This window comes from Comamonas sp. C24C, assembly GCF_053345995.1.
Genome location: NZ_JBKFBC010000016.1, coordinates 1 through 19,603, shown reverse-complemented (window position 1 = coordinate 19,603; position 19,603 = coordinate 1). Strand labels below are relative to the sequence as shown.

The window sequence follows — 19,603 nt, the reverse complement described above, 5'->3', positions numbered from 1 at the left end:
ATCAGCTTCGGGCGCGGGTTGAAAGAAAGGAATGGGCCAGAGCCGTCCAGAATGTGGCGCCGGTTTCGAGGTTGCGATCGTTGAAGTCGAAACTGGGGTTGTGCACATTGCAGGGTCCCGAGGCGCAGCCATGTGTGTGACCGTTGTCACCATTGCCTATGAAGAGGTAGCAACCAGGGCGCTCTTCCAGCATGTATGCGAAATCTTCACTCGCGCACAGCGGATCGGCATTGGCTACGACCCGTGCGTCGCCGAACAGCGACCGGGCTATATCCATCGCAAACTGGGTTTCAACGGGAGAGTTGACCAGCACCGGATAGCCGCGTTCATAGGTGATGTGACACTGTGCGCCAAAGCTGTCGGCCTGACCTTGCGCCACCGCCCGAATCCGCTCCTCCAGCAGATCGCGTACCTCGGGCTTCAGGGCCCGGATGCTCAGCTCCAGTTCGGCGGTCTCTGGGATCACGTTGTAGGTTTGTCCGGCCTGAAGGCGTCCCACGGTGACTACTGCCGATGCCAGCGGATCTACATTGCGTGCGACGATGCTTTGCAAGGCCATTACCGTGGACGCGGCAACCACCGTCGGATCGGTCGCCAGGTGCGGCATGGCGCCGTGGCCGCCGCAGCCCTCGAACACCAGAGTTGCCCTATCGGAGGAGGCCATGCATGCCCCTTCACGAAACAGTATCTGGCCCTGCTCCATGCCTGGCATGTTGTGCATGGCAAAAACCGCGTCGCAGGGAAAGCGCGCAAACAGTCCCTCCTTCATCATGCGCTGGGCGCCGCCCGCACCGCCCAGTTCCTCCGCAGGCTGGAAGATCAGATGCAGCATGCCATCCATGGCATGCTTGCCTTCGCGATGTAGCTTGGCTAACGCCTGTGCCGCGCCAAGCAGCATGGTTGTATGACCATCGTGCCCGCAGCCGTGCATTTTTCCGGGCACCTCGCTGGCCCATGGCAGGCCAGTGTCCTCCTGAATGGGCAGTGCGTCCATCTCCGCACGCAGTCCCAGGCGTCTGGAACCAGGGCCAAACTTCAGGGAGCCAACCAATCCTGTTCCCGCAAGGCCGGTGGTGACCTCATAGCCCCACTCGCGCAGGCAACGCTCGACCAGTGCACTGGTCTGGAACTCTTCAAAACCCAGTTCGGGCTGACGATGGATGGCGTGGCGCCATGCGTGCATGGCATCGGTATCTATGTAGGAGCTGAATTTCGAGTGCATGCAAAAACTGTAGCGTCTCGGTCATCGCACCAAAAGCCGGTATATTTTCCGAGGAGACAACCAAAATGATTCACCCGATGAAAACCCTGCCCTCATGAAAAATCATCAGATTCGGGCTTTCACCCAGGTCGCCGAAAGCGGCTCCATACGCGCTGCTGCCCGTGCACTCTTTCTGAGCCAGAGCGCCCTGACCAAGTCGCTTCGCGAACTGGAGGAGGATGTAGGTGCAGAGCTGCTGGTACGCAGCTACAGGGGCATTGAATTCACCCCGGCTGGCAAAGTGCTGCTATCTCATGCACGCCTGGCGCTATCGATGCTGGACAAGGCGCGCGAAGAGGTACGGCTGATCCGTGGCGGCTCGGGCGCCCGGGTGGCCGTTGCGATGTCACCCCTGGTTTCGATCAAGGCACTGCCCGAAGTCTGGAAAACGTTCGAACAACTGGCACCGGGTGTGCAACTGGCGCTCAGTGAAGGCTTTCTTAGCAGCTTGATTCCGGCTCTGCTCGAGGGACGACTGGACTTCGCGCTGGCCATTGCCGACCCCACCGATCTGCCTTATGAACTTGTCTTCAAACCACTGATGGACATAATTGCCATGCCCGCCGGAAGGCAGGGCCATCCGCTGGCCAAGGCGAAAACCTGGGATGAGCTTCGTGACGCGACCTGGGTTTTGAACTACTCAGCGGGCAGCCAGAGCGAGACGCTGGTGAGCTGGCTTCGAGGCCAGGGCTTGGCTGAGCCGCGCAAGATGGTCAACTGCACCTCGTCCACGCTGATGAGCGAACTGATGAGGCGCACAGACGTACTTGGCTTCTGCCCCGAAATTCTCCTGAACGACAAGATTTATGGAGCAGGACTACAGCGTCTGCAGGTGGAGCCACTGCCACCACCCATGGCGCTTGGCTTGGTCCAGTTGCGCGGTGTGCCGTTGAGCAGCGCAGCGAAGCCACTGGCTGCGCTGTTCATGAAGTATTTCCGCAAAACTTAGGAAGTGATTCGACATGTTTATATCGGCCCAGCGCTCTGAAAATCATTGCGCAGACTGATATCCGACCCCGGGGCTGCTTCAGGCTACGGACAGCCGCAGATTCTCCTGCGATCCAGATGTAGCCAGTCCATGAACAGCGACGTGCTCATGGACTGCATCCGCCGCGCCGCTAGTGCCTGACTCAATGCCACAACCTCAGCCCAGGCCGTCACTGGCGCGGCAACTTCAGCGTTGCCTCCAGGCCACCGCCCGGTAGATTGCGCAACAGCAACTGGCCTCCATGTGCATGCGCCACGGTCTGCGCAATGGACAGGCCGAGCCCCACTCCACCCGAGGAGGCATTGCGCGAATGCTCCACGCGGTAGAAGGGCTCCAGCACACGAGAGATCTGATCCGGCGGGATCCCGGGACCACGATCGCGCACGCTGATGCTCAGAAAATCTTGGGCGTCGCTGACATGCAGTTGCACCTCATGGGCATAGCGCAGCGCATTCTCGATCAGATTTTGCAGACAGCGGCGCAGGCTTTGCGCATAGCCGACATAAGGACCGCCTGCCTGCCCATGGATGGGAATCTCCTGTCCACTGGACTCATGTATGTCCTGTGCCATCCCCTGTATCAAGGCATTGATATCCACTGGCTGACGCGGCCCCTGAGCATCAGCGCCGGTAAGCATGTCCAGCGTGGAAGACACCATATGCTCCATTTCCTGCAGATCATTGCGAAACTTGGCCCGCAAGGCCTCGGTTTCCAGCATTTCGGCACGCAGGCGCAACCGTGTGATGGGAGAACGCAGGTCATGCGACACCGCCGCCAGAAAGCGCGTTCTCTCGGCCACTCCCTCTGAGATCTGCTTTTGCATGGCATTGAAAGCCTGCGCCGCCTGTTGTACCTCGCGCGGTCCATCGGTCTCGAGTGGAGGGCTTTGCAAATCTCGACCCAGAGCTTCTGCGGCCCTGGCCATGCGCTGGAGCGGTCGCATGGCCAGGCGTACTGCCACCAATGCAAACGCCACGATCACGAGACTGCGCAGCAGATAGACACGCAGCACATAGTCGGCCAAGGCATGCAGCGGCCGTACCGGATAGCCAATTTCGCTTTCCTGTGCACTCACCACCAGCCACTGCTTGTCGGCAAGTTGCATGGCCATGCGTACATGAGCCTCTGGTCTACCCGATGTCAATACATTGGCTGAGTGAGAACCGTCCACTTGCTCCTCCCCACGCAGGCCCAGCTGTAGTACCCTCACAGGCACAGTGCGGCCCAAACGCTCCTGCAGAACCTGAGCGATCAAGACCTGCGCCTCTGCGATGAAAGACTTGGTCTCGTCGGCTGTCGGGGGTATCTCATCGAGCAACTGCAGTGAGTAATGGTTGGTATTCCATTGCTCCAACAACGTATTTCGCTGTTCGCGCGGCATGGCAGACAACAGCACCGAGGTATCGGCTGCACGAGCTGCCACCAGCCTCAGCGGCACTTCCAGCAGCTGACTTTGCCGCACCTCCCACCAGATGGTTCCGGTCAGCGCCTGCGCAGCCAGCATGCCAATGATGAGGATTGCTGCGATGCGGCCAGACAGCGTTTGCGGCCACAACCTTGTCAGCAGGCTGCGGAGCCATGCCGATGCAGCGGACGCACTCACTCCAGTGTCTCGACATCGCAAGCCAGCAAATAGCCTGCATTGCGGACCGTTCGTAGTACCTGCGCCTTGCGCGGGTTGGCCTCCAGATGATGACGCAGGCGGCTGATGCAAACGTCAATGGCACGATCCAGCGCCATGCGCTCGCGGCCGAAGGCATACTCGGCCAGATAGTCTCGGCTCAGTGTCCGATGCGGGTTCTGGACCAGGGCACAAAGCACGCGGTAGTCCGACTGGGCCAAGGTTACCAGCACGCCATCGGGAGAGTGCAACTCGCGCGTGTGCATGTTCAGCGTCCAACTGGCAAAGCGCAGCGTGGCCAGCCGCTCGGGTTCGTGCAGAGAGGCTGGCACCTGCCGCGTGCGACGCAGCACCACCCCAATGCGCGCCAGTAGTTCGCGGGGATCAAAGGGCTTGGGCAGATAGTCATCAGCCCCCATCTCCAGACCAAGGATGCGGTCCATGAGCGCACCGCGCGCCGTGAGCATCACCACAGGAATGTGGGTCCGCTCACGCAGACTACGGCATAGCGTCAGCCCGTCCACGCCCGGAAGCATCAGGTCCAGCACGATGAGATCTGCGCTGTGGCGCGCCAGCCAGTCCCACATAGCCTCGCCATTCGCAACCGCAGACGGCTGCATGCCGTTGGCCTGCAGATAGTCACACAGCAACTCGCGGATCTCTGGGTCGTCATCCACGACCAGAATGCGAGCCCTGGCGGCGGCATGCGACGACGCTACGGAGCTTTTCGGGGGAAATGTAATGGATTGTGTTGAAGCAGCTAGGGAAAACATTGCATTGCAAAGCTGCCCTCGCCTGTCTGTCGGAGGGGCGCTTGCCTCACTAGAGTGACGGCTCATCTATCAATAAGAACGATTTTCATTCTAGTTTATTGCAGTCATGAGCATCTCCGTCCCCTCCATGCCAGCGCGCGATTCGCGTGAATTTTCATCGGCTTCACGTTTGGAGCCTTCATTGTCTCCTGCCTTGGCCAGCCTGATGCTGGTGCTGGGCCCCACGCTGCTGGCGACGAGCAGCCAAGCCCTGGCCGCCGACGATGCGGCCACGATGCCTCTCGTGGAGGTGCGCGCCAATCGCGACAAGCCCGACTATCAGGCTCAATCCGTGCAGTCGCCAAAATTCACCCAGCCGCTGCGCGACACACCTCAGAGCATCACGGTGGTGCCGGCTGAAGTACTGCGCCAACAGAATGCGCAAACCCTGCAGGATGTGCTGCAGAACGTGGCTGGCATCACCTTCAGCTCCGGCGAAGGCAATCTGGGTTGGGGGGACTTCTTCACCATTCGCGGTTTCTCCGCTGAGCAGAGCATCACCATCGACGGCGTGCGCGACGCGGGCATGGCCAGCCGCACGGATACGTTCAATCTGGAGCAAGCCGAAGTCTTCAAGGGCACGGGGTCGGTCGAATCGGGAGTGTCGGCCGTCGGCGGCAGCGTGAACCTGGTGAGCAAGGAAGCCGAGCGTGATACGTTCTACAACGCCAGCTTCGGCCTGGGCAGCGATGGCTATGCTCGCGCCACCGCCGACCTGAATCGCCCCATCGGTGAGACCGGTGCACTGCGCCTGAATCTGATGAAGCACAAGAATGAGGTCGCCGGCCGCAATGTGGTCGACTTCGACCGCTATGGCGCGGCGGCATCCTTCGCCCACGGCCTGGGCACGGACACGCGCGTTGTCGTCAACGTGCTGCATCAGTCCGATGACAACACTCCTGACGGCGGCCTGCCCATACAACGCGGCACACGCGGCAACCTGATGCCCGGCATCGCACGCAATGCCTGGTTTGGCTCTTCCAATCTGTACACACAGCAGGCAAGAACAGACAGCATCACGGCCCGAATTGAGCGAGACCTTGCTGCGGACACCACCATCCGCAACCAGTTCCGTTACGAACGCGTCGACAGCTGGAGCGTGCTTTCCCCCGCGCGATTCAATGCGGCCGGTACGCGCAACAGCCTGGGTTATATCGGCAAGGGGCCGCTGGTGACAGCCCCTGGCAATATCGCTTCCTATGGCGACTACGACTTGGTGGACACCACAGGCCAGCCGATCTCGCTACGTCTGGCCGCCATGTCGAGCTCCAAGCGCTACACCATCGCCAACAATCAAACGGATGTGCGCACCCAGTTTGAGACAGCCGGATTGCAGCACCGGCTCACAGCCGGTCTGGAGCTCTACCGAGAAACCTACGGCGATCACGAACGCAGCCTGGACCTGCCAAATGGCACGCTGAGCTTCGACCCCGCCAACCCCGACACGATCTTCGCCGGCACACCCACCATCGTGGGTGCAGGCAGCGCGAGTGCATCGGTACAGAACATGGGTGTGTATGTAAATGACACCATCACCTTCAACGAACGCTGGCAGGCACAGACAGCCCTGCGCTACGACCGCTGGAACGCGAAGAACGTCGACAGAAGCCGCACCGACGGTGCGCTCAGCGGTCGCCTGGGCATCGTCTACAAGCCTGCCAGGCAAGGCTCGATCTACGCGGCCTACAGCCGTGCCGCTCAGCCATCGGCGCTGGGCGTGACCACCAACAATGCCATCAATGGCACGGCGGCACAGTTCGACTACCAGCCTGCGCTCTCTCGTACCTGGGAAGCTGGTAGCAAATGGGATGCGCTGGACGGACGCCTCTCCGTCACCGGTGCCGTCTTTCGCACCGAGCTCACCGACTCCTGGGAGTACAACCCGGACAACAGCTCTCCCGTACGCTCTCTGCCAGCCAAGCGCGTACAGGGCTTCGAGCTGAGTGCGCAAGGCGAAATCACGCCGCGCTGGTCTGTGATGGCCAGCCTTTCGCACCTCAAGAGTCGTATCACCAAAGGTGTGAATGAGGGCGCCGAAGCCAAGAACGTGCCCGACTGGGCCGGTAGCGTCTGGACTTCCTACCTGCTCACGCCTGCCCTCACGGTGAGCTATGGCGCGCAGTATGTAGGCCAGCGTCGCTATGCCGACAACGTGATGGTCGGTGGTCTGAACAACAACTCAAGCACCGTCTCGGGGCCGAACGGCGCCCACCCGATCTATGTGGTGGACCGCGAAAAAGCCCCAGGCTATGTGGTGCAGAACCTGGCCCTGCGCTGGCGCATCAACCGTCAGATGACTGCCAACTTCAATATCAACAACATCGCCAACCGCTTCTACTGGAGCCGCATAGGTTCGTCCCTGGACGGCTTCCAGCTGTACGGCATCCCCGGTGCAGGCCGTACCTACACGGCCAGCCTCGATATGTCGTTCTGATCTCGGCCAAGTTGCTTCGGACGCTCTCATAACGCAGCGCTTGCACGGCAGTTGCAGGTCGCGCTGCGAACGAACGCATGCCAGCACCTGGCAAGCAAGCATTGACTTTTGAATGCCCTCTCTCATGACCTTTCACTTTTCATTCTCCAGACTGCAGCAGCTATTGCAGGCCACAAGTCTGGCCATGCTGACCGCCTGCGTGATCGGCACACCCGTCCATGCACAAGGCACTGCTCCAGCCGCATCACAGCCCGTCGAAGTCTCGGTTGTGGACATCGTGGGCCGCACGGTGCGCATTCCTGTCAAGGTTGATCACATCCTGCTGGGTGAAGGTCGATTTCTCTACGCGCTCGCGCTGATGGAGGGTACCGACCCGCTCAAGCGCATTGTGGGCTGGCAAGGCGAGCTGGCATTTGCCGATCCGAATGGCTGGGCTGTCTACAAACAGCGCTTCCCGCAAATTGAACGCATCCCGCTGATCGGGCGCACCTCGGAAGACAGTGTGAGCTTCGAAAAGTCGGTATCGACCAAGCCTGACATTGCCATCTTTGGCCTTGGTGGCCACGGGCCAGGGCGCCAGAGCGGTCTGGTCAAGGAGCTTGAGAAGTCCGGTGTGCCCGTTGTGTTCATCGACTTCCGCACCCAACCAGTGCGCAACACCGCCAATAGCATCCGCATTCTGGGCAAGGCTGTGCACCGTGAAGCGCAGGCCAACGCCTATGCCGGCTTCTATGAAGAGCATCTGCAGCGTGTGCAGTCGCGTGTGAAGGACATCCCCGGGAACAAACGCCCGCGCGTGTTTGCGGAGCTGCTGGCGGGCGTTTGGGATGGCTGCTGCCACACGGCAGGCAAGGGCAACATCGGCGAGTTTATCGACGCAGCAGGCGGCATAAACATCGCCCAGGGCAAGATTCCCGGAGCTATCGGCGACCTGCACCAGGAGGCATTGATTGCACAGGACCCCGATGTATACATCGCCACCGGCAGCCGCCCGCAAAGCGGCCGCCCCATGCTCAAGGCGGGCGAAGGAGTGAGTGCCGAACTGCTGGGCACCAGTCTGAAAGAGCTGGCCCTGCGCCCCGGTTTCGAAGTGCTCAGCTCCGTGCGCTCGGGCCGTGCCCATGGTCTCTGGCACAACTTCTACGATGCGCCCACCAACATTCTCGCCATAGAAGCCATGGCCAAGTGGTTCTACCCGGACCTCTTCAAGGACGTCGATCCTCAGGCCACCATGACGGAAATCAATCAGCGTTTCCTCAACGCCCTGCCCATGCAAGGTGCTTACTGGGGTGATATTGCCAGTCGCGGAGCCAGCAAATGACAGCTTCTGCCGCTACGCTCAAGCAAGACCTGACAGCCAGTGTGCAGGCCCGTCAACCGCTGCAACCGGATCCCATGCAACTTGCACGGGCCTACAAGCGCCTTTCAGGTTGGCGACTGCTGGTGCTGGTCTTGCTGGGCACCGCCATTCTTGGCGCGCTGCTGACAGACTTCACCACCGGGCCTTCTGGCCTGGAACTACCGACCTTGCTGCACACGCTGCTCGCGCCCGACGCGACTGAGCCCGCGCTACGCGTCATTGTCTGGAACATCCGCCTGCCCTACGCACTCATGGCCGTGATCGTCGGTCTGGCCCTGGGCCTTGCCGGCGCGGAAATGCAGACTGTGCTGGCCAATCCGCTGGCAAGCCCGTTCACCCTGGGCCTGTCGTCAGCTGCCGCGTTCGGGGCCGCGCTTGCCATCGTGCTGGACTGGAGCCTACCAGGAATTCCCGCTGCCTGGGCCGTGCCCGCCAACGCCTTTGTCTTTGCCATGGCATCCGCTTTGCTATTGGATCTGGTCGCGCGCTGGGGCGGCATGAGCACGACGGGTGTGGTGCTGTTTGGCATCGCTCTGGTGTTCAGCTTCAACGCCTTGGTGGCGCTGCTGCAGTTCATTGCCACGGCAGAAGCACTGCAGGGCCTGGTGTTCTGGACCATGGGCAGCCTCTCGCGCGCCACCTGGCCCAAGGTGATGGCCCTGGCCATGGCACTGGCTCTGGTGTTGCCGTTTTCCATGCGCAATGCCTGGCGACTCACCGCACTGCGTCTGGGCGAGGATCGGGCCGCAAGCTTTGGCGTGGATGTGCGTCGTCTGCGTCTGGGCGCACTGCTTCGCATCAGCTTGCTGGCCGCTCTTTCGGTGGCCTTTGTGGGCAGTATCGGCTTTATCGGACTGGTTGCGCCGCATATTGCACGTCGTCTGGTGGGGGACGATCATCGTTTCTATCTACCTGCCTCGGCTCTCACAGGGGCCCTGGTTCTCTCGCTCGCCTCTGTGGCCTCCAAATCGCTGGTACCTGATGTGATCGTGCCTGTGGGTATCGTCACCTCGTTGGTAGGTATTCCGTTCTTCCTGGCCATCGTGCTGAAGACCAGGGGACGCGCATGAACACCCAGGAACTGAACATCACGCAACTGAACGTCGCGTATGGACGACGCACCATCATCCCGTCGCTTAACGTTCTCGATCTGCAACCTGGCTCCGTAACCGTAGTCCTGGGTCCCAATGGCAGCGGCAAGTCCACCATGCTGCGCGCGCTGGCCGGTCTGGCCAGTGCGCATGGATGCATTGCATTCGAGGGCATGGAACTGGACAAAGCCAGCTTGGCCGAGCGTGCCAAGCGCGTTGTGTATCTTCCGCAGGCTCTGCCTGCACCCGTCCATCTGCGCGTCATCGAATCGCTGCTGGCCGCGCGCAAGGCATCGCCCCACTCTCCTTGGACAGCCGACAACGAACTGCCCTCCGATGCCGTAGAGCAAGGCGCCGTGCTGCTGCAGCGCCTGGGCATAGGCCATCTTGCCATGCGCCATCTGGACGAGCTCTCGGGTGGGCAGGCTCAGCTGGCTGGCCTTGCACAAGCACTGATTCGCCAGCCACGCGTGCTGCTGCTGGACGAGCCTCTGTCTGCGTTGGACCTGAACCACCAGTTCCATGTGATGTCGCTGGTCCGGGAAGAAACCCAGCGCCATCGCATGATCACGCTGGTGGTGCTGCACGACCTCAGCATTGCCCTGCGCCATGCCGACCGAGTGCTGGTGCTCAAGGACGGAGAACTGCTGGCCGACGGCCCGCCACATGAGGCCGTCACCCCCGAACTGCTGGCGCGCGTTTATGGCGTGCTCGCGCGCGTGGAGAAGTGCTCACGCGGCACGCCACAGGTGATCGTGGACGGACTGGCGGCCTGACCCCTTCTCTCGACCAGACATTGAATTCCACTCAGCAACAGAGACCGACCATGAAGCGCTTCACTTCAAGCATCTGCCATCTCACCGCATTGGCCGCACTCTACCTCCCCGGCGGCCCCGTCCTGGCGCAGCAGACCGACCCTGTTTGCCAGGCCTATATCCAGGGCCAGCCCGGCAAGAAATTCGACATGACCGAGCTGCGGGTCAGCAAGCGCTGTGAGCAGTTCACCGTGCATCTGGTGCATACCGGCAAGAAGCCCTGGCAGGCAGCAGGCCACAACTGGGTACTCACCCGAAGCAAAGACACGGAAGCCGTGATTCGCGAGGGCCTGCAATCCGGCCCTGAGCATGCCTGGCTCAGCCGCAGCGATGCCCGCATTCTTGCCGCGACACAGATGCTCTCTGGCGGCGAGCATGCCTCGGTGACCTTCCCCGTCCAGCGTCTGGTCCATGGCGAGGACTATATTTACTTCTGCTCTTTCCCCACCCACGCCCAGCCAATGCGCGGCAAGTTGGTGGTAATCGACTGAAGACCGGGCCCAGATACCCTCGGCCAGCCCTTCTTCAGGCTCCCAGGGTTATCGGGTCGCACAGATTGAAGGCGCGGATTCGCGCCCATCCATGATGTCTAAGTCGCTGCCTGACTAGGTATTGCTGAGTCGAGGCTTGTTCATCGCATAGGGAAACGCTCGGCCCAGTGACGAGCCAAATCAATACGGCGGCACACCCACACGTTGTCGTGCTTCTGGATGTGATCGAGGAAGCGCTGCAGCGCTGTAATTCGGCCGGGACGGCCCAGCAGTCGGCAGTGCATGCCGATGCTCATCATCTTGGGGGCGTTGTCGCCGCTGGCATTGCCCTCGGCGTACAGGACATCGAATGTGTCCTTCATGTACTGGAAGAACGGATCGGCATGCGAGTAACCCTGGGGCAGCGCAAAGCGCATATCGTTCACGTCCAGCGTGTAGGGAACGATGAGCTGGTTGTGCGTCGTGCCGTCGCTCTTGGCGACCTTCATCCAGAAGGGCAGGTCGTCGCCGTAGTAATCGCTGTCGTAGGTAAAGCGACCGGCATCGGCCACCAGGCGGTGGCTGTTGGGGCTGTCGCGGCCGGTGTACCAGCCCAGGCCGTGGTCACCGTCGTGGCCGTACAGCTCTTCAAAGATGTTCACGCATTGCTGCATGTGGGCGCGCTCGATCTCCTCGGGCACGTTCTGGTAGTGAATCCACTTCAGGCCGTGGCAGGCCACTTCGTGACCGAGTTCGTCAAAGGCCTGGGCCAGCTCGCGATGCTTTTGCAGCGCCGTGGCCACGCCGAACACGGTCAGCGGCAGACCGCGCTTCTCGAACTCTTTCAGAATGCGCCACACGCCGGCGCGCGAGCCGTATTCATAGATGCCGTCCATGCTCATGTGACGGTCCGGGTAGCTGGCGGGATTGAACATCTCCGACAGAAACTGTTCGCTGCCGGGGTCGCCATGCAGGATATGGTTCTCACCGCCTTCTTCGTAGTTCAGCACGAACTGAACGGCCACGCGGGCTTTGCCGGGCCATTCGGGATGGGGCGTGTTGCGGCCGTAGCCAATCAGGTCGCGTGGATAGGAGGCGGTGGAATCGTAAGTCATAGGGATACGGATGAAAGTGCCATCGACAGATCGCGCGTTGGCAAAATACGGTTGAAGGACATGCCCTCTTCCATGTGATCGAGGTGCTGCAACATCAGCTGCACCGCATGTTCGGCATCGCCCGCAGCCAGCGCGGTCACGATGTCGGCATGTTCTTCGTGCGAATGCTCGGCCGCCGATGCAGACTGGTACATCAGGGTGATCAATGCGCAGCGGGAAATCAGCTCGCCCAGCAGCTGTGCCAGCACCTCATTGCCCATGAGCTCGGCCATGCGCACGTGGAAGTCGCCCAGCAGCTCTGTGCATTGGCCCACGTCATTGGCTTCCATGGCCTTCCTCTCGGCCGCCACATGCGCCTTGAGTTCCAACAAGCAGGAAGGTGTCTGCTGCGCAGCAAAATTGCGCACCATTTCGGCCTCCAGCATGCGGCGCACGGCAAACACCTGGCGCGCTTCCTCGACCGAAGGCGTGGCCACAAAGGCACCGCGCGTAGGCTCCAGCTTGATCAGGCGGTTCTGCGACGCCTGAAACAATGCCTGGCGAACCAGAGTGCGGGAAACGCCAAAGTGGTCGGCCAGCTTCTGCTCCGACAGCTTGGTACCCGGCATCAGTCGATGTTCAACAATTGCTTTGGTCAGACTTTCAGCGATAGACCAAGTGAGTGAGGTTTCCATTGCTTCATCATAGATCTTGAACTCAACACTTGTATACAACATCAATAAAGGAAAGCCTAGGTGTTCTCCCTTGATTCATCTTCGCAGTTCACCAAGCAACCGTCAGCGGACGATAAAGAGATAGCCCGCCCGGCCTGTTTGGCCTACTCTCCTCCCTCGGAGACCGAGCATTACATGGCCTTCTGCATGCAACCTTTGCCAGCTGCTATAACGAACACGGGCGAACTCTTCCACGCTGCAGAGCAACCACTTAGGCATGGTACGGTCGCATAAAATCAATTGAATGAGTACTCCAGTCATCACTAAAACCAAGATCGCCGAGCGTCTCATAGAGTCGATCCTGACAGCCAAGCTACGTCCAGGAGAGAAGCTTGGTGAACAAGACATTGCGGACTTATTTCAGGTCAGTCGAACCTTGGTCCGCGAGGCATTGATGCATCTGCAAACCCGAGGTTTTGTAGAGGTCCGATCCAGGGTTGGCTGGTATGTTGCAGAGCCTTCGTTTGAAGAGGCTCAGGAAACCTATGCGGCGCGGCGCGTTGTTGAGCCAGGCATGCTACGTGACGCTGGTCAGCCCTTGCAGACAACACTGAAACGCCTGCGCAAACACATCGCGGAGGAACGCAAAGCCATTGCCTGTGGAGATGCGGAAGCTCGCAGCTGGCTGCTGGCCGACTTTCATATCTGCCTGGCCGAGTGTCTTGGCAATCGTTTTTTGACTTCCATGATGGTCGACCTCTCTGCAAGAACGACTCTGATTTCGGATCTATACCAATCGAAAACCGAGGCCAAGGTTTTCAATGACGACCATGCCGCCATCGTTGATGCGCTGGCGGAAGGCGACAATTTAAAGGCTGAACAACTAATGATTGCTCATATCGATGCCTTGGCATCGCGCCTTGATGAAAGTCTGATCGGTCGTCGCGGAGCCCGCAACCGACTACGCTCGATCCTGGCTCCTGAAGATTCGTCTTCAGCTAAATAAGTGTTTCGACGCCAACAGGCGTCCACGGCTGCAGCCGAATCGAGCCGCTTGGCTAATCTTGGCCCTAGTTCCCAACACTTCCCGGCGAGCCAGCATTGAAGCTCGAAGCGCTAGCCCTACTAGGGGCAATACCTGCAGCGATTGAGTTCACCATCTGTGCCGGTGATGACTTACGCGTTCGCTGATAGCGCCGTGGAATGGGTTGCCTGCAAGAATTGCCAATGCCACTGAACGCAACGCTGCGCCAGTTTCCACAGTCCCTGCCGAACAGGTTGCCCAGCTATCTCCGCTGCTGCAACGTCTGGTGAATGCTGCGGCCAAAGTCTTGGCCTTCATTCCAACTGATCTCACCGCCATAGAAAAATCAGCGCCGATTACTCCTTGGCAAGTAATAGTGCCGCGATGCAAGCAGCCCGAATGCTGGCTTTGCAGCCGCTGGGAAATGACTGCGCTGCTCAGCTTCGAGGCTCTCTTCTAAGACACAGCAATTTGCACGGCGACCCAGCAGTGCCTGGCGGTGGTTGTCGGCGATTCATAGATAGAGATCCGCGCAAAACAGCCGTGATCAAAGTGTAGGTTCCCGTCTTCGCCTGTGACCGAAATGCCCGCCAGAGCTTGCTAAGCCTGATAGCGACCATTTTTCACCGCCCCCAAGGATTGCGCCAAACCTGGATTCACTACCCATAGAACAAGGGTTCTTACTAGCGCCTTGAATTCATGCCTTGTATACATTGAATGCATGTCAGTGATGTGTTCAACGCGTCGCTGAACAAACTTGCTGAAACAGGTGTTCATGAGGCAAATTTGATTGACTTCATGAGCTTCGGCAGCAAACACATGGCTGCAGGCTTGCATCGTCTGTGGCCGTTAATAACGGTAGACAAACATGGTCTTGCTCAGCCGAAATGAGGCCATGGCAAAGGGGCTCCACGGTGCACCCTGATGGAAGGCGGCATATGAACAACCTAGTACTGGACACCCATGGTGAGTCATTGACCTCGGGAGCCAACACCACAAGCCATAAGCGCGATAAAGGTCTGCCGGCCGGGGTCTCTCCCGCGCTGTACAACCATGATCTGGCTCCCACCTCGAAACAGGGACGCACCTGGGGCAGCTACAGCCTGTTCACCCTCTGGGCCAACGATGTACACAGCCTCGGCAACTACGCCTTTGCCATCGGTCTTTTCACGCTTGGGCTCGGCGGACATCAGATTCTGATGGCACTGCTGCTGGGTGCAGCATTTCTGTTCGTACTGCTGTCCCTCTCCGGATTTATGGGGACCCGTACAGGAATCCCTTTTCCGGTGATGAGCCGCATCAGCTTCGGTACACGCGGCGCTCAGATTCCTGCACTGATCCGCGGCGGAGTCGCCATTGCTTGGTTTGGCATTCAAACCTATCTGGCATCCATGGTGCTCGACGTGATGCTGATCACACTGTTTCCCGGCTTGCAGTCGCTGAAAGAACAAGTCGTGCTGGGCCTGCCACTGCTGGGCTGGATCAGCTTTTCCATCCTGTGGGTTGTGCAGGTGCTCATTGCCTGCTGGGGCATGGAGAGCATACGAAAGTACGAGGCCTTTGCGGGACCAGTGATTCTGCTGACCTTCATTGCCCTGGCAGGATGGATCTTCTACAGCGCCAAGTGGACCCTGCACTGGTCTGCCCCGTTTGCAAGCAGCGGCGGAGCCATGTGGCTGCAGATCCTGGGCGCTGCTTCGCTATGGGTGGCGATCTACGGAACCTTCGTGCTGAACTTCTGCGATTTCACACGCGCAGCCACCTCAAGCAGCGCCGTGGTGAAAGGCAATTTCTGGGGCATTCCGATCAATATGCTGATCTTCGGCTTGATCGTGGTCATCCTGACAGGCGGCCAGCTTGCCATCGACGGCACGCTGATTCAAAGCCCGACCGACATCGTCCAGAACATTCCCAATAAGCCGCTGTTGATGTTGGCCAGTCTTTCGCTGCTGATCTTGACCATTGCCGTGAACCTGATGGCCAATTTCGTGGCTCCTGCCCTGGCGCTGGCCAACCTCATGCCCAGACATCTGAACTTTCGCCGGGCAGCTCTTGTCAGCGCAGTCCTCGGCTTCGTGATCCTGCCCTGGAACCTCTACAACTCTCCGCTGGTCATCGTCTACTTCCTGGGCGGACTGGGTTCGTTTCTGGGTCCGCTGTTCGGCATCGTGATGGCCGACTACTGGCTGATCCGCAAACAGCGTGTGAATGTGCCGGCGCTCTATACACACGACCCTGCAGGCCCCTATCACTACCGCAATGGCATCAATCCGAAGGCAATTCAGGCCCTGATTCCCTCGTCCCTTATCTCGCTGCTCTTTGCGTTCCTGCCGACCTTGCAATCGCTGTCCCAGTTCTCCTGGTTCATCGCAGCCGGACTAGGCGCCCTGTTCTATTGGATGGTTGCACCAAAAGGACTCACCTACGAAGACCAGGATGGCGAAGCCATTTCCGTAGCCTCCGACAAGCACTGAGAAAGAAAGTTAAAAATCATGCGCATTTTGATCGTGAACGTGAATACCACTGAGTCGATGACCCATGCCATCGGCATGCAGGCTCAGAAAGTCGCTGCGCCAGGCACGGAGATAGTCGCTCTGACCCCGCGCTTTGGGGCCGAGTCGGTTGAGGGGAATTTCGAGAGCTATCTTGCCGCGGTCGGAGTTATGGATGCGGTGATGAGCTATGGCCAACCCTTTGACGCCGTCATTCAAGCTGGCTACGGTGAGCATGGCCGCGAAGGCCTGCAGGAGTTGCTGGACGTTCCCGTAGTGGATATCACCGAGGCAGCTGCCACTGCTGCCATGTTCCTGGGCCACAAATACTCTGTGGTCACGACGCTGGATCGCGCTGTGCCATTGATCGAGGATCGACTCAAGCTCGCTGGCCTGAACGACCGCTGCGCATCGGTTCGAGCCAGTGGCATGGCTGTGCTGGAGCTGGAGACCCAACCCGAGCGTGCGGTCGAGGCAATTGTTCGCCAGGCCGGCCTTGCCGTCAGCGAAGACCACGCGGAAGTCATTTGCCTTGGCTGTGGAGGTATGGCCGAGCTGGATGCCAAGATCCGCGAACTCACCGGTGTGCCGGTAGTCGATGGTGTGGCTGCTGCCGTGACCATTGCTGAGTCACTCGTGCGTCTGGGTCTGAGCACATCCAAGGTACGAACCTACGCCCCGCCCCGCGCCAAGCGTGTGACGGGCTTCCCCTTCACGGGTCACGCCCCAGGATTTACTGCCCGGAGTTTTTCGAATGGCTCCAGGTCTCTTGCACCAGTCAAGCAAGTGTCTTGATGCACAGTCCTCAACGCCTCGAAGAATTCCGGGGTGATGAGCCGGAACGGCCCTGAAAACAAGACCATGGCATGGTCGATATCTCCGACCATTCTGCATGGCCCGGCCTTGCCGTAGCAACATACAAAAAGCGCTTCATTGAAGCGCCTTTTTGTTCTGGGGAGCTCAGGAGCTTTCACAAAGCCGTTGAGAGGGCCGCTTCACGCGGTCAGCCCGGGCCCAGCCTCGTGCACTCAGGTAAAAGATGTCCCGAAGTCTGAAATCAAAGGCAGTGCGCCACGGCGACACCAGACAGATTGCCATAGCCGTCAAGTCACCATTCAAGGTTAGTCCGACAGTTGCAGGGTTGCTTGCATTGCCGGCTATCAGCTACCCAGTCTGTCCGGTCAAGGAAGACTCAAATCCATACCGAGCATCCTGGCGAGGCCAAAGGTAAAGAACAGCACACCCAGCAGTGCGAGCAGGAAGATGGCAGCCAGCTTGGCACTCGTGCGTAGTAGCGCGCGCCGGTCCACGCCCTTCTTCCCTTGGTCGTAATGCCACTTGATGGCGAAGAACATGCATGTGCCGAAGATGAGCACCTTGAACGTTACGAAGACTACAGGGACCCAATCGATCATTTTGAGAATTTCCAGCCTAAGACTGACACTGTCTGTTGCGAGGTACACACCTCCCGGGCGCGAGAGGCAAAACGTCAGCGATTGCCATACAAGAGTGATGTCGCTGCTGCGTCGAGACATATTACTTAAAAGCAATTTCCATACATTGAGACAAAATGTATGTATATGAAAGCCATACAAGATGACCGTTTGCCCGCGTGGTTGCCGCGATTGTCCGCGCATGGCGGGCCGCGTTTTCTGCAGATTGCAGATGCCTTGCAGGCAGCCATGGCAGACGGATCCTTGAGTCCGGGCGACCGTCTACCTCCACAGCGCCAACTGGCAGCACAACTGGACATCGACCTGACAACGGTCACGCGCGCGTATGACGAAGCCAGACGCCGCCACCTGCTGGAAGGCCGCGGCGCCCGAGGCACCTACGTCGCAGCGCCGAAAGTCGAACTGACCACTATCCTCGACCTGAGCATGAACACCCCACCGCCGCCGGACGGGGTGGACTTTGACGATATGTTGAAGCAAGGCCTGTCCCAGGTGCTGATGAGGGCAGATGCCAACCTGCTGATGACTTACCACCTGGGCGGAGGGAGCGACTCCGACCGCAAGGCGGGAGCCAGATGGCTTGAGCCCATGCTTGGGAAGCTGGATCCAGAGCAGGTTGTTGTCTGCCCAGGCGCACAAGCGGCAATCGCTGCATTGATTCTTGCGCAGACCAAGCCTGGCGATGTGATCCTGGCGGAACCGATGGCCTATCCGGGCCTACGTACCGCAGCGACACAGTTTGGCCGACACATCGTTGCAGTGGACGCTGACCTGCACGGGATGGTGCCCGAAGCGCTTGAGCAGGCATGCCACGAGCACATGCCTGGGCTGATCTATCTCAATCCGACATTACAGAACCCGACATGCATCACCATTCCTGAGCACCGCCGCAGGGAACTCGCCAACGTCGCGAAGCGCTGCAATGTACGCATTGTCGAAGATGACCCCTACTGGCTGCTTGCAGATGCCCCGCCGCCGCCTATTGCCTTCTTCGCTCCAGAGCAGGTGTGCTACATCTCGACCCTGTCGAAATGCCTGACTCCGGGCTTACGCGTGGCCTTCGTCCTCGTCCCTGATATGCATGAACGCGAACGCTTTCTCGCCGCGCTCAGATCATTTGCGCTGATGGTCGCGCCTCTGACGGCCGCACTAGCCACGCAGTGGATCTTCGATGGTTCGGCAACTGAATTGATGGAAGGAGTGCGCAAGGAGGCCCGTCTGCGCCACTGGATGGCCAGAGACATTCTGGCGGGACGTTACATCGGCGTCGGAGATGGCCTGCATGTATGGCTCGAATTGCCAAGCTACTGGAGCTCCTCGCAGCTTGCTCGTGCCGCAGGCAGCGAAGGCATAGCAGTCACGCCGGCGGAGGCATTCGCCACTGGCAAACGTTCCGTGAACGCCATTCGCATCTCTTTGGGCAGCATCAAGGACCGTGCACGCTTGCAAGCCGGTCTTCACCGGCTGTCTCATCTGCTGGCGCGACAGCCCGATTCGTTGATTGCCGCCGTGGTCTAGCGTCCAGCAAGCGGCTGTTCGAGTAGTAGACATGCGTCCTAACTGGTGATTCCGAGGCCTCCGGCCTGCGGATATCCAAAGTAATCGCGCTTCTGGCTCCATGATTCCCACAGCCATGTCTTCGCCAAAGCCTTGCTCGTGAAAGTCTGCGCCTCTGTGTGCACAATACCTCCCTTATCTTTTGGGCGAATCTGGGCCGGCCGTATATACGCTTGGGTCATCTGCCCTTTCCTGGCTGAAATGGTCCCCATAGTGAAAGCACTCAGGGACAAAATATTGGGGTTTCTGGGTGTTTTTCAGGGCGCTGTATGGTGCTGCAAGCCCACAGATTTCATCAATGAACAAAGAAAATATCCAAACAAATCAACCAGTTCACAGCATGTGGCGCATGTCGGTGGCCCCTATGATGGACTGGCTACACTGAAATTCAAGGTGTTGATTTAAAAGGAGTTTTCAGAATACCCAAGAGAGCTCGTAGCACTGTCGCAGCACCGA

The 19,603-nt window shown here is 59.4% G+C and carries 16 protein-coding genes; 10 read left to right on the top strand and 6 right to left on the bottom strand.

The genetic code is table 11. The features are described 5' to 3' along the window. Window position 1: 1 nt before the first annotated feature. Window positions 2–1,222, bottom strand: a complete 1,221-nt coding sequence (locus ACLBXN_RS23045; protein ID WP_447613694.1) for a M20 aminoacylase family protein — start codon at window positions 1,220–1,222, stop codon at window positions 2–4. A 94-nt stretch (window positions 1,223–1,316) separates the two neighbouring features. Between ACLBXN_RS23045 and ACLBXN_RS23040 the strand changes: the two genes are divergently transcribed. Continuing rightward, on the top strand, window positions 1,317–2,210 hold the full coding sequence (locus ACLBXN_RS23040) for a LysR substrate-binding domain-containing protein (protein ID WP_447613693.1): 894 nt from the start codon (window positions 1,317–1,319) through the stop codon (window positions 2,208–2,210). A 208-nt stretch (window positions 2,211–2,418) separates the two neighbouring features. Here ACLBXN_RS23040 and ACLBXN_RS23035 read toward each other — a convergent pair whose 3' ends face one another. Together ACLBXN_RS23035 and ACLBXN_RS23030 are read right to left on the bottom strand one after the other, a co-directional pair. Further along, the gene (locus ACLBXN_RS23035) at window positions 2,419–3,753 is read right to left on the bottom strand and encodes an ATP-binding protein (protein WP_447613692.1); all 1,335 of its coding nucleotides are present in this window, start codon (window positions 3,751–3,753) and stop codon (window positions 2,419–2,421) included. 95 nt (window positions 3,754–3,848) lie between these two features. After that, entirely contained in the window at window positions 3,849–4,643 is a 795-nt protein-coding gene (locus ACLBXN_RS23030) for a response regulator (RefSeq protein ID WP_447613691.1), read from the bottom strand. A gap of 181 nt (window positions 4,644–4,824) precedes the next feature. Between ACLBXN_RS23030 and ACLBXN_RS23025 the strand changes: the two genes are divergently transcribed. From ACLBXN_RS23025 to azu, 5 genes are all read left to right on the top strand, one after another. Further along, window positions 4,825–7,116, top strand: a complete 2,292-nt coding sequence (locus ACLBXN_RS23025) for a TonB-dependent receptor (RefSeq protein ID WP_447613690.1) — start codon at window positions 4,825–4,827, stop codon at window positions 7,114–7,116. Between the two features lie 124 nt (window positions 7,117–7,240). Further along, complete coding sequence (locus ACLBXN_RS23020) at window positions 7,241–8,437, top strand: ABC transporter substrate-binding protein (RefSeq protein WP_447613689.1); 1,197 nt, start codon at window positions 7,241–7,243, stop codon at window positions 8,435–8,437. 74 nt (window positions 8,438–8,511) lie between these two features. Further along, a complete protein-coding gene (locus tag ACLBXN_RS23015; protein ID WP_447613726.1) occupies window positions 8,512–9,546 on the top strand; it encodes a FecCD family ABC transporter permease in 1,035 nt (344 codons plus the stop codon). Further along, a complete protein-coding gene (locus ACLBXN_RS23010; RefSeq protein ID WP_447613688.1) occupies window positions 9,543–10,343 on the top strand; it encodes an ABC transporter ATP-binding protein in 801 nt (266 codons plus the stop codon). Before ACLBXN_RS23015 ends, ACLBXN_RS23010 begins: the two co-directional genes overlap by 4 nt. A gap of 50 nt (window positions 10,344–10,393) precedes the next feature. After that, entirely contained in the window at window positions 10,394–10,873 is a 480-nt protein-coding gene (gene azu, locus ACLBXN_RS23005; RefSeq protein ID WP_447613687.1) for an azurin, read from the top strand. 140 nt (window positions 10,874–11,013) lie between these two features. Here the strand turns inward: azu and puuE are convergent, their stop codons facing one another. Together puuE and ACLBXN_RS22995 are read right to left on the bottom strand one after the other, a co-directional pair. After that, window positions 11,014–11,967: an allantoinase PuuE gene (gene puuE / locus ACLBXN_RS23000; RefSeq protein ID WP_447613686.1), complete on the bottom strand. Its 954-nt coding sequence runs from the start codon at window positions 11,965–11,967 to the stop codon at window positions 11,014–11,016. Then, window positions 11,964–12,641, bottom strand: coding sequence for a GntR family transcriptional regulator (locus ACLBXN_RS22995; protein ID WP_447613685.1), 678 nt, complete (start codon window positions 12,639–12,641; stop codon window positions 11,964–11,966). The genes puuE and ACLBXN_RS22995 overlap by 4 nt, the downstream gene beginning before the upstream one ends. A gap of 283 nt (window positions 12,642–12,924) precedes the next feature. On the opposite strand from ACLBXN_RS22995, the gene ACLBXN_RS22990 reads away from it, so the two are divergent. From ACLBXN_RS22990 to ACLBXN_RS22980, 3 genes are all read left to right on the top strand, one after another. Continuing rightward, window positions 12,925–13,626, top strand: a complete 702-nt coding sequence (locus tag ACLBXN_RS22990) for a GntR family transcriptional regulator (protein ID WP_043373081.1) — start codon at window positions 12,925–12,927, stop codon at window positions 13,624–13,626. 956 nt (window positions 13,627–14,582) lie between these two features. Next, a complete protein-coding gene (locus tag ACLBXN_RS22985) occupies window positions 14,583–16,118 on the top strand; it encodes an NCS1 family nucleobase:cation symporter-1 (RefSeq protein ID WP_447613684.1) in 1,536 nt (511 codons plus the stop codon). Window positions 16,119–16,136: 18 nt separating this feature from the next. Next, window positions 16,137–16,931, top strand: coding sequence for an aspartate/glutamate racemase family protein (locus ACLBXN_RS22980; protein WP_447613683.1), 795 nt, complete (start codon window positions 16,137–16,139; stop codon window positions 16,929–16,931). Between the two features lie 386 nt (window positions 16,932–17,317). On the opposite strand, the gene ACLBXN_RS22975 is transcribed toward ACLBXN_RS22980, so the two are convergent. Next, the gene (locus tag ACLBXN_RS22975; RefSeq protein WP_043004843.1) at window positions 17,318–17,551 is read right to left on the bottom strand and encodes a hypothetical protein; all 234 of its coding nucleotides are present in this window, start codon (window positions 17,549–17,551) and stop codon (window positions 17,318–17,320) included. A 165-nt stretch (window positions 17,552–17,716) separates the two neighbouring features. Between ACLBXN_RS22975 and ACLBXN_RS22970 the strand changes: the two genes are divergently transcribed. Then, window positions 17,717–19,108, top strand: a complete 1,392-nt coding sequence (locus tag ACLBXN_RS22970) for an aminotransferase-like domain-containing protein (protein WP_447613682.1) — start codon at window positions 17,717–17,719, stop codon at window positions 19,106–19,108. Window positions 19,109–19,603 lie beyond the last annotated feature (495 nt).

Bases quoted from the DNA above. Each gene is read 5' to 3' on its own strand.
- ACLBXN_RS22990 (WP_043373081.1), top strand. From the start codon at position 12,925: ATGAGTACTCCAGTCATCACTAAAACCAAGATCGCCGAGCGTCTCATA.
- ACLBXN_RS23045 (WP_447613694.1), bottom strand. From the start codon at position 1,222: ATGCACTCGAAATTCAGCTCCTACATAGATACCGATGCCATGCACGCA.
- ACLBXN_RS23015 (WP_447613726.1), top strand. From the start codon at position 8,512: ATGCAACTTGCACGGGCCTACAAGCGCCTTTCAGGTTGGCGACTGCTG.
- puuE (WP_447613686.1), bottom strand. From the start codon at position 11,967: ATGACTTACGATTCCACCGCCTCCTATCCACGCGACCTGATTGGCTAC.
- ACLBXN_RS22985 (WP_447613684.1), top strand. From the start codon at position 14,583: ATGAACAACCTAGTACTGGACACCCATGGTGAGTCATTGACCTCGGGA.
- ACLBXN_RS23020 (WP_447613689.1), top strand. From the start codon at position 7,241: ATGACCTTTCACTTTTCATTCTCCAGACTGCAGCAGCTATTGCAGGCC.
- ACLBXN_RS23010 (WP_447613688.1), top strand. From the start codon at position 9,543: ATGAACACCCAGGAACTGAACATCACGCAACTGAACGTCGCGTATGGA.
- ACLBXN_RS23035 (WP_447613692.1), bottom strand. From the start codon at position 3,753: ATGCTGGCTGCGCAGGCGCTGACCGGAACCATCTGGTGGGAGGTGCGG.
- ACLBXN_RS22975 (WP_043004843.1), bottom strand. From the start codon at position 17,551: ATGATCGATTGGGTCCCTGTAGTCTTCGTAACGTTCAAGGTGCTCATC.
- ACLBXN_RS23030 (WP_447613691.1), bottom strand. From the start codon at position 4,643: ATGTTTTCCCTAGCTGCTTCAACACAATCCATTACATTTCCCCCGAAA.
- azu (WP_447613687.1), top strand. From the start codon at position 10,394: ATGAAGCGCTTCACTTCAAGCATCTGCCATCTCACCGCATTGGCCGCA.
- ACLBXN_RS22980 (WP_447613683.1), top strand. From the start codon at position 16,137: ATGCGCATTTTGATCGTGAACGTGAATACCACTGAGTCGATGACCCAT.
- ACLBXN_RS22970 (WP_447613682.1), top strand. From the start codon at position 17,717: ATGAAAGCCATACAAGATGACCGTTTGCCCGCGTGGTTGCCGCGATTG.
- ACLBXN_RS22995 (WP_447613685.1), bottom strand. From the start codon at position 12,641: ATGGAAACCTCACTCACTTGGTCTATCGCTGAAAGTCTGACCAAAGCA.
- ACLBXN_RS23040 (WP_447613693.1), top strand. From the start codon at position 1,317: ATGAAAAATCATCAGATTCGGGCTTTCACCCAGGTCGCCGAAAGCGGC.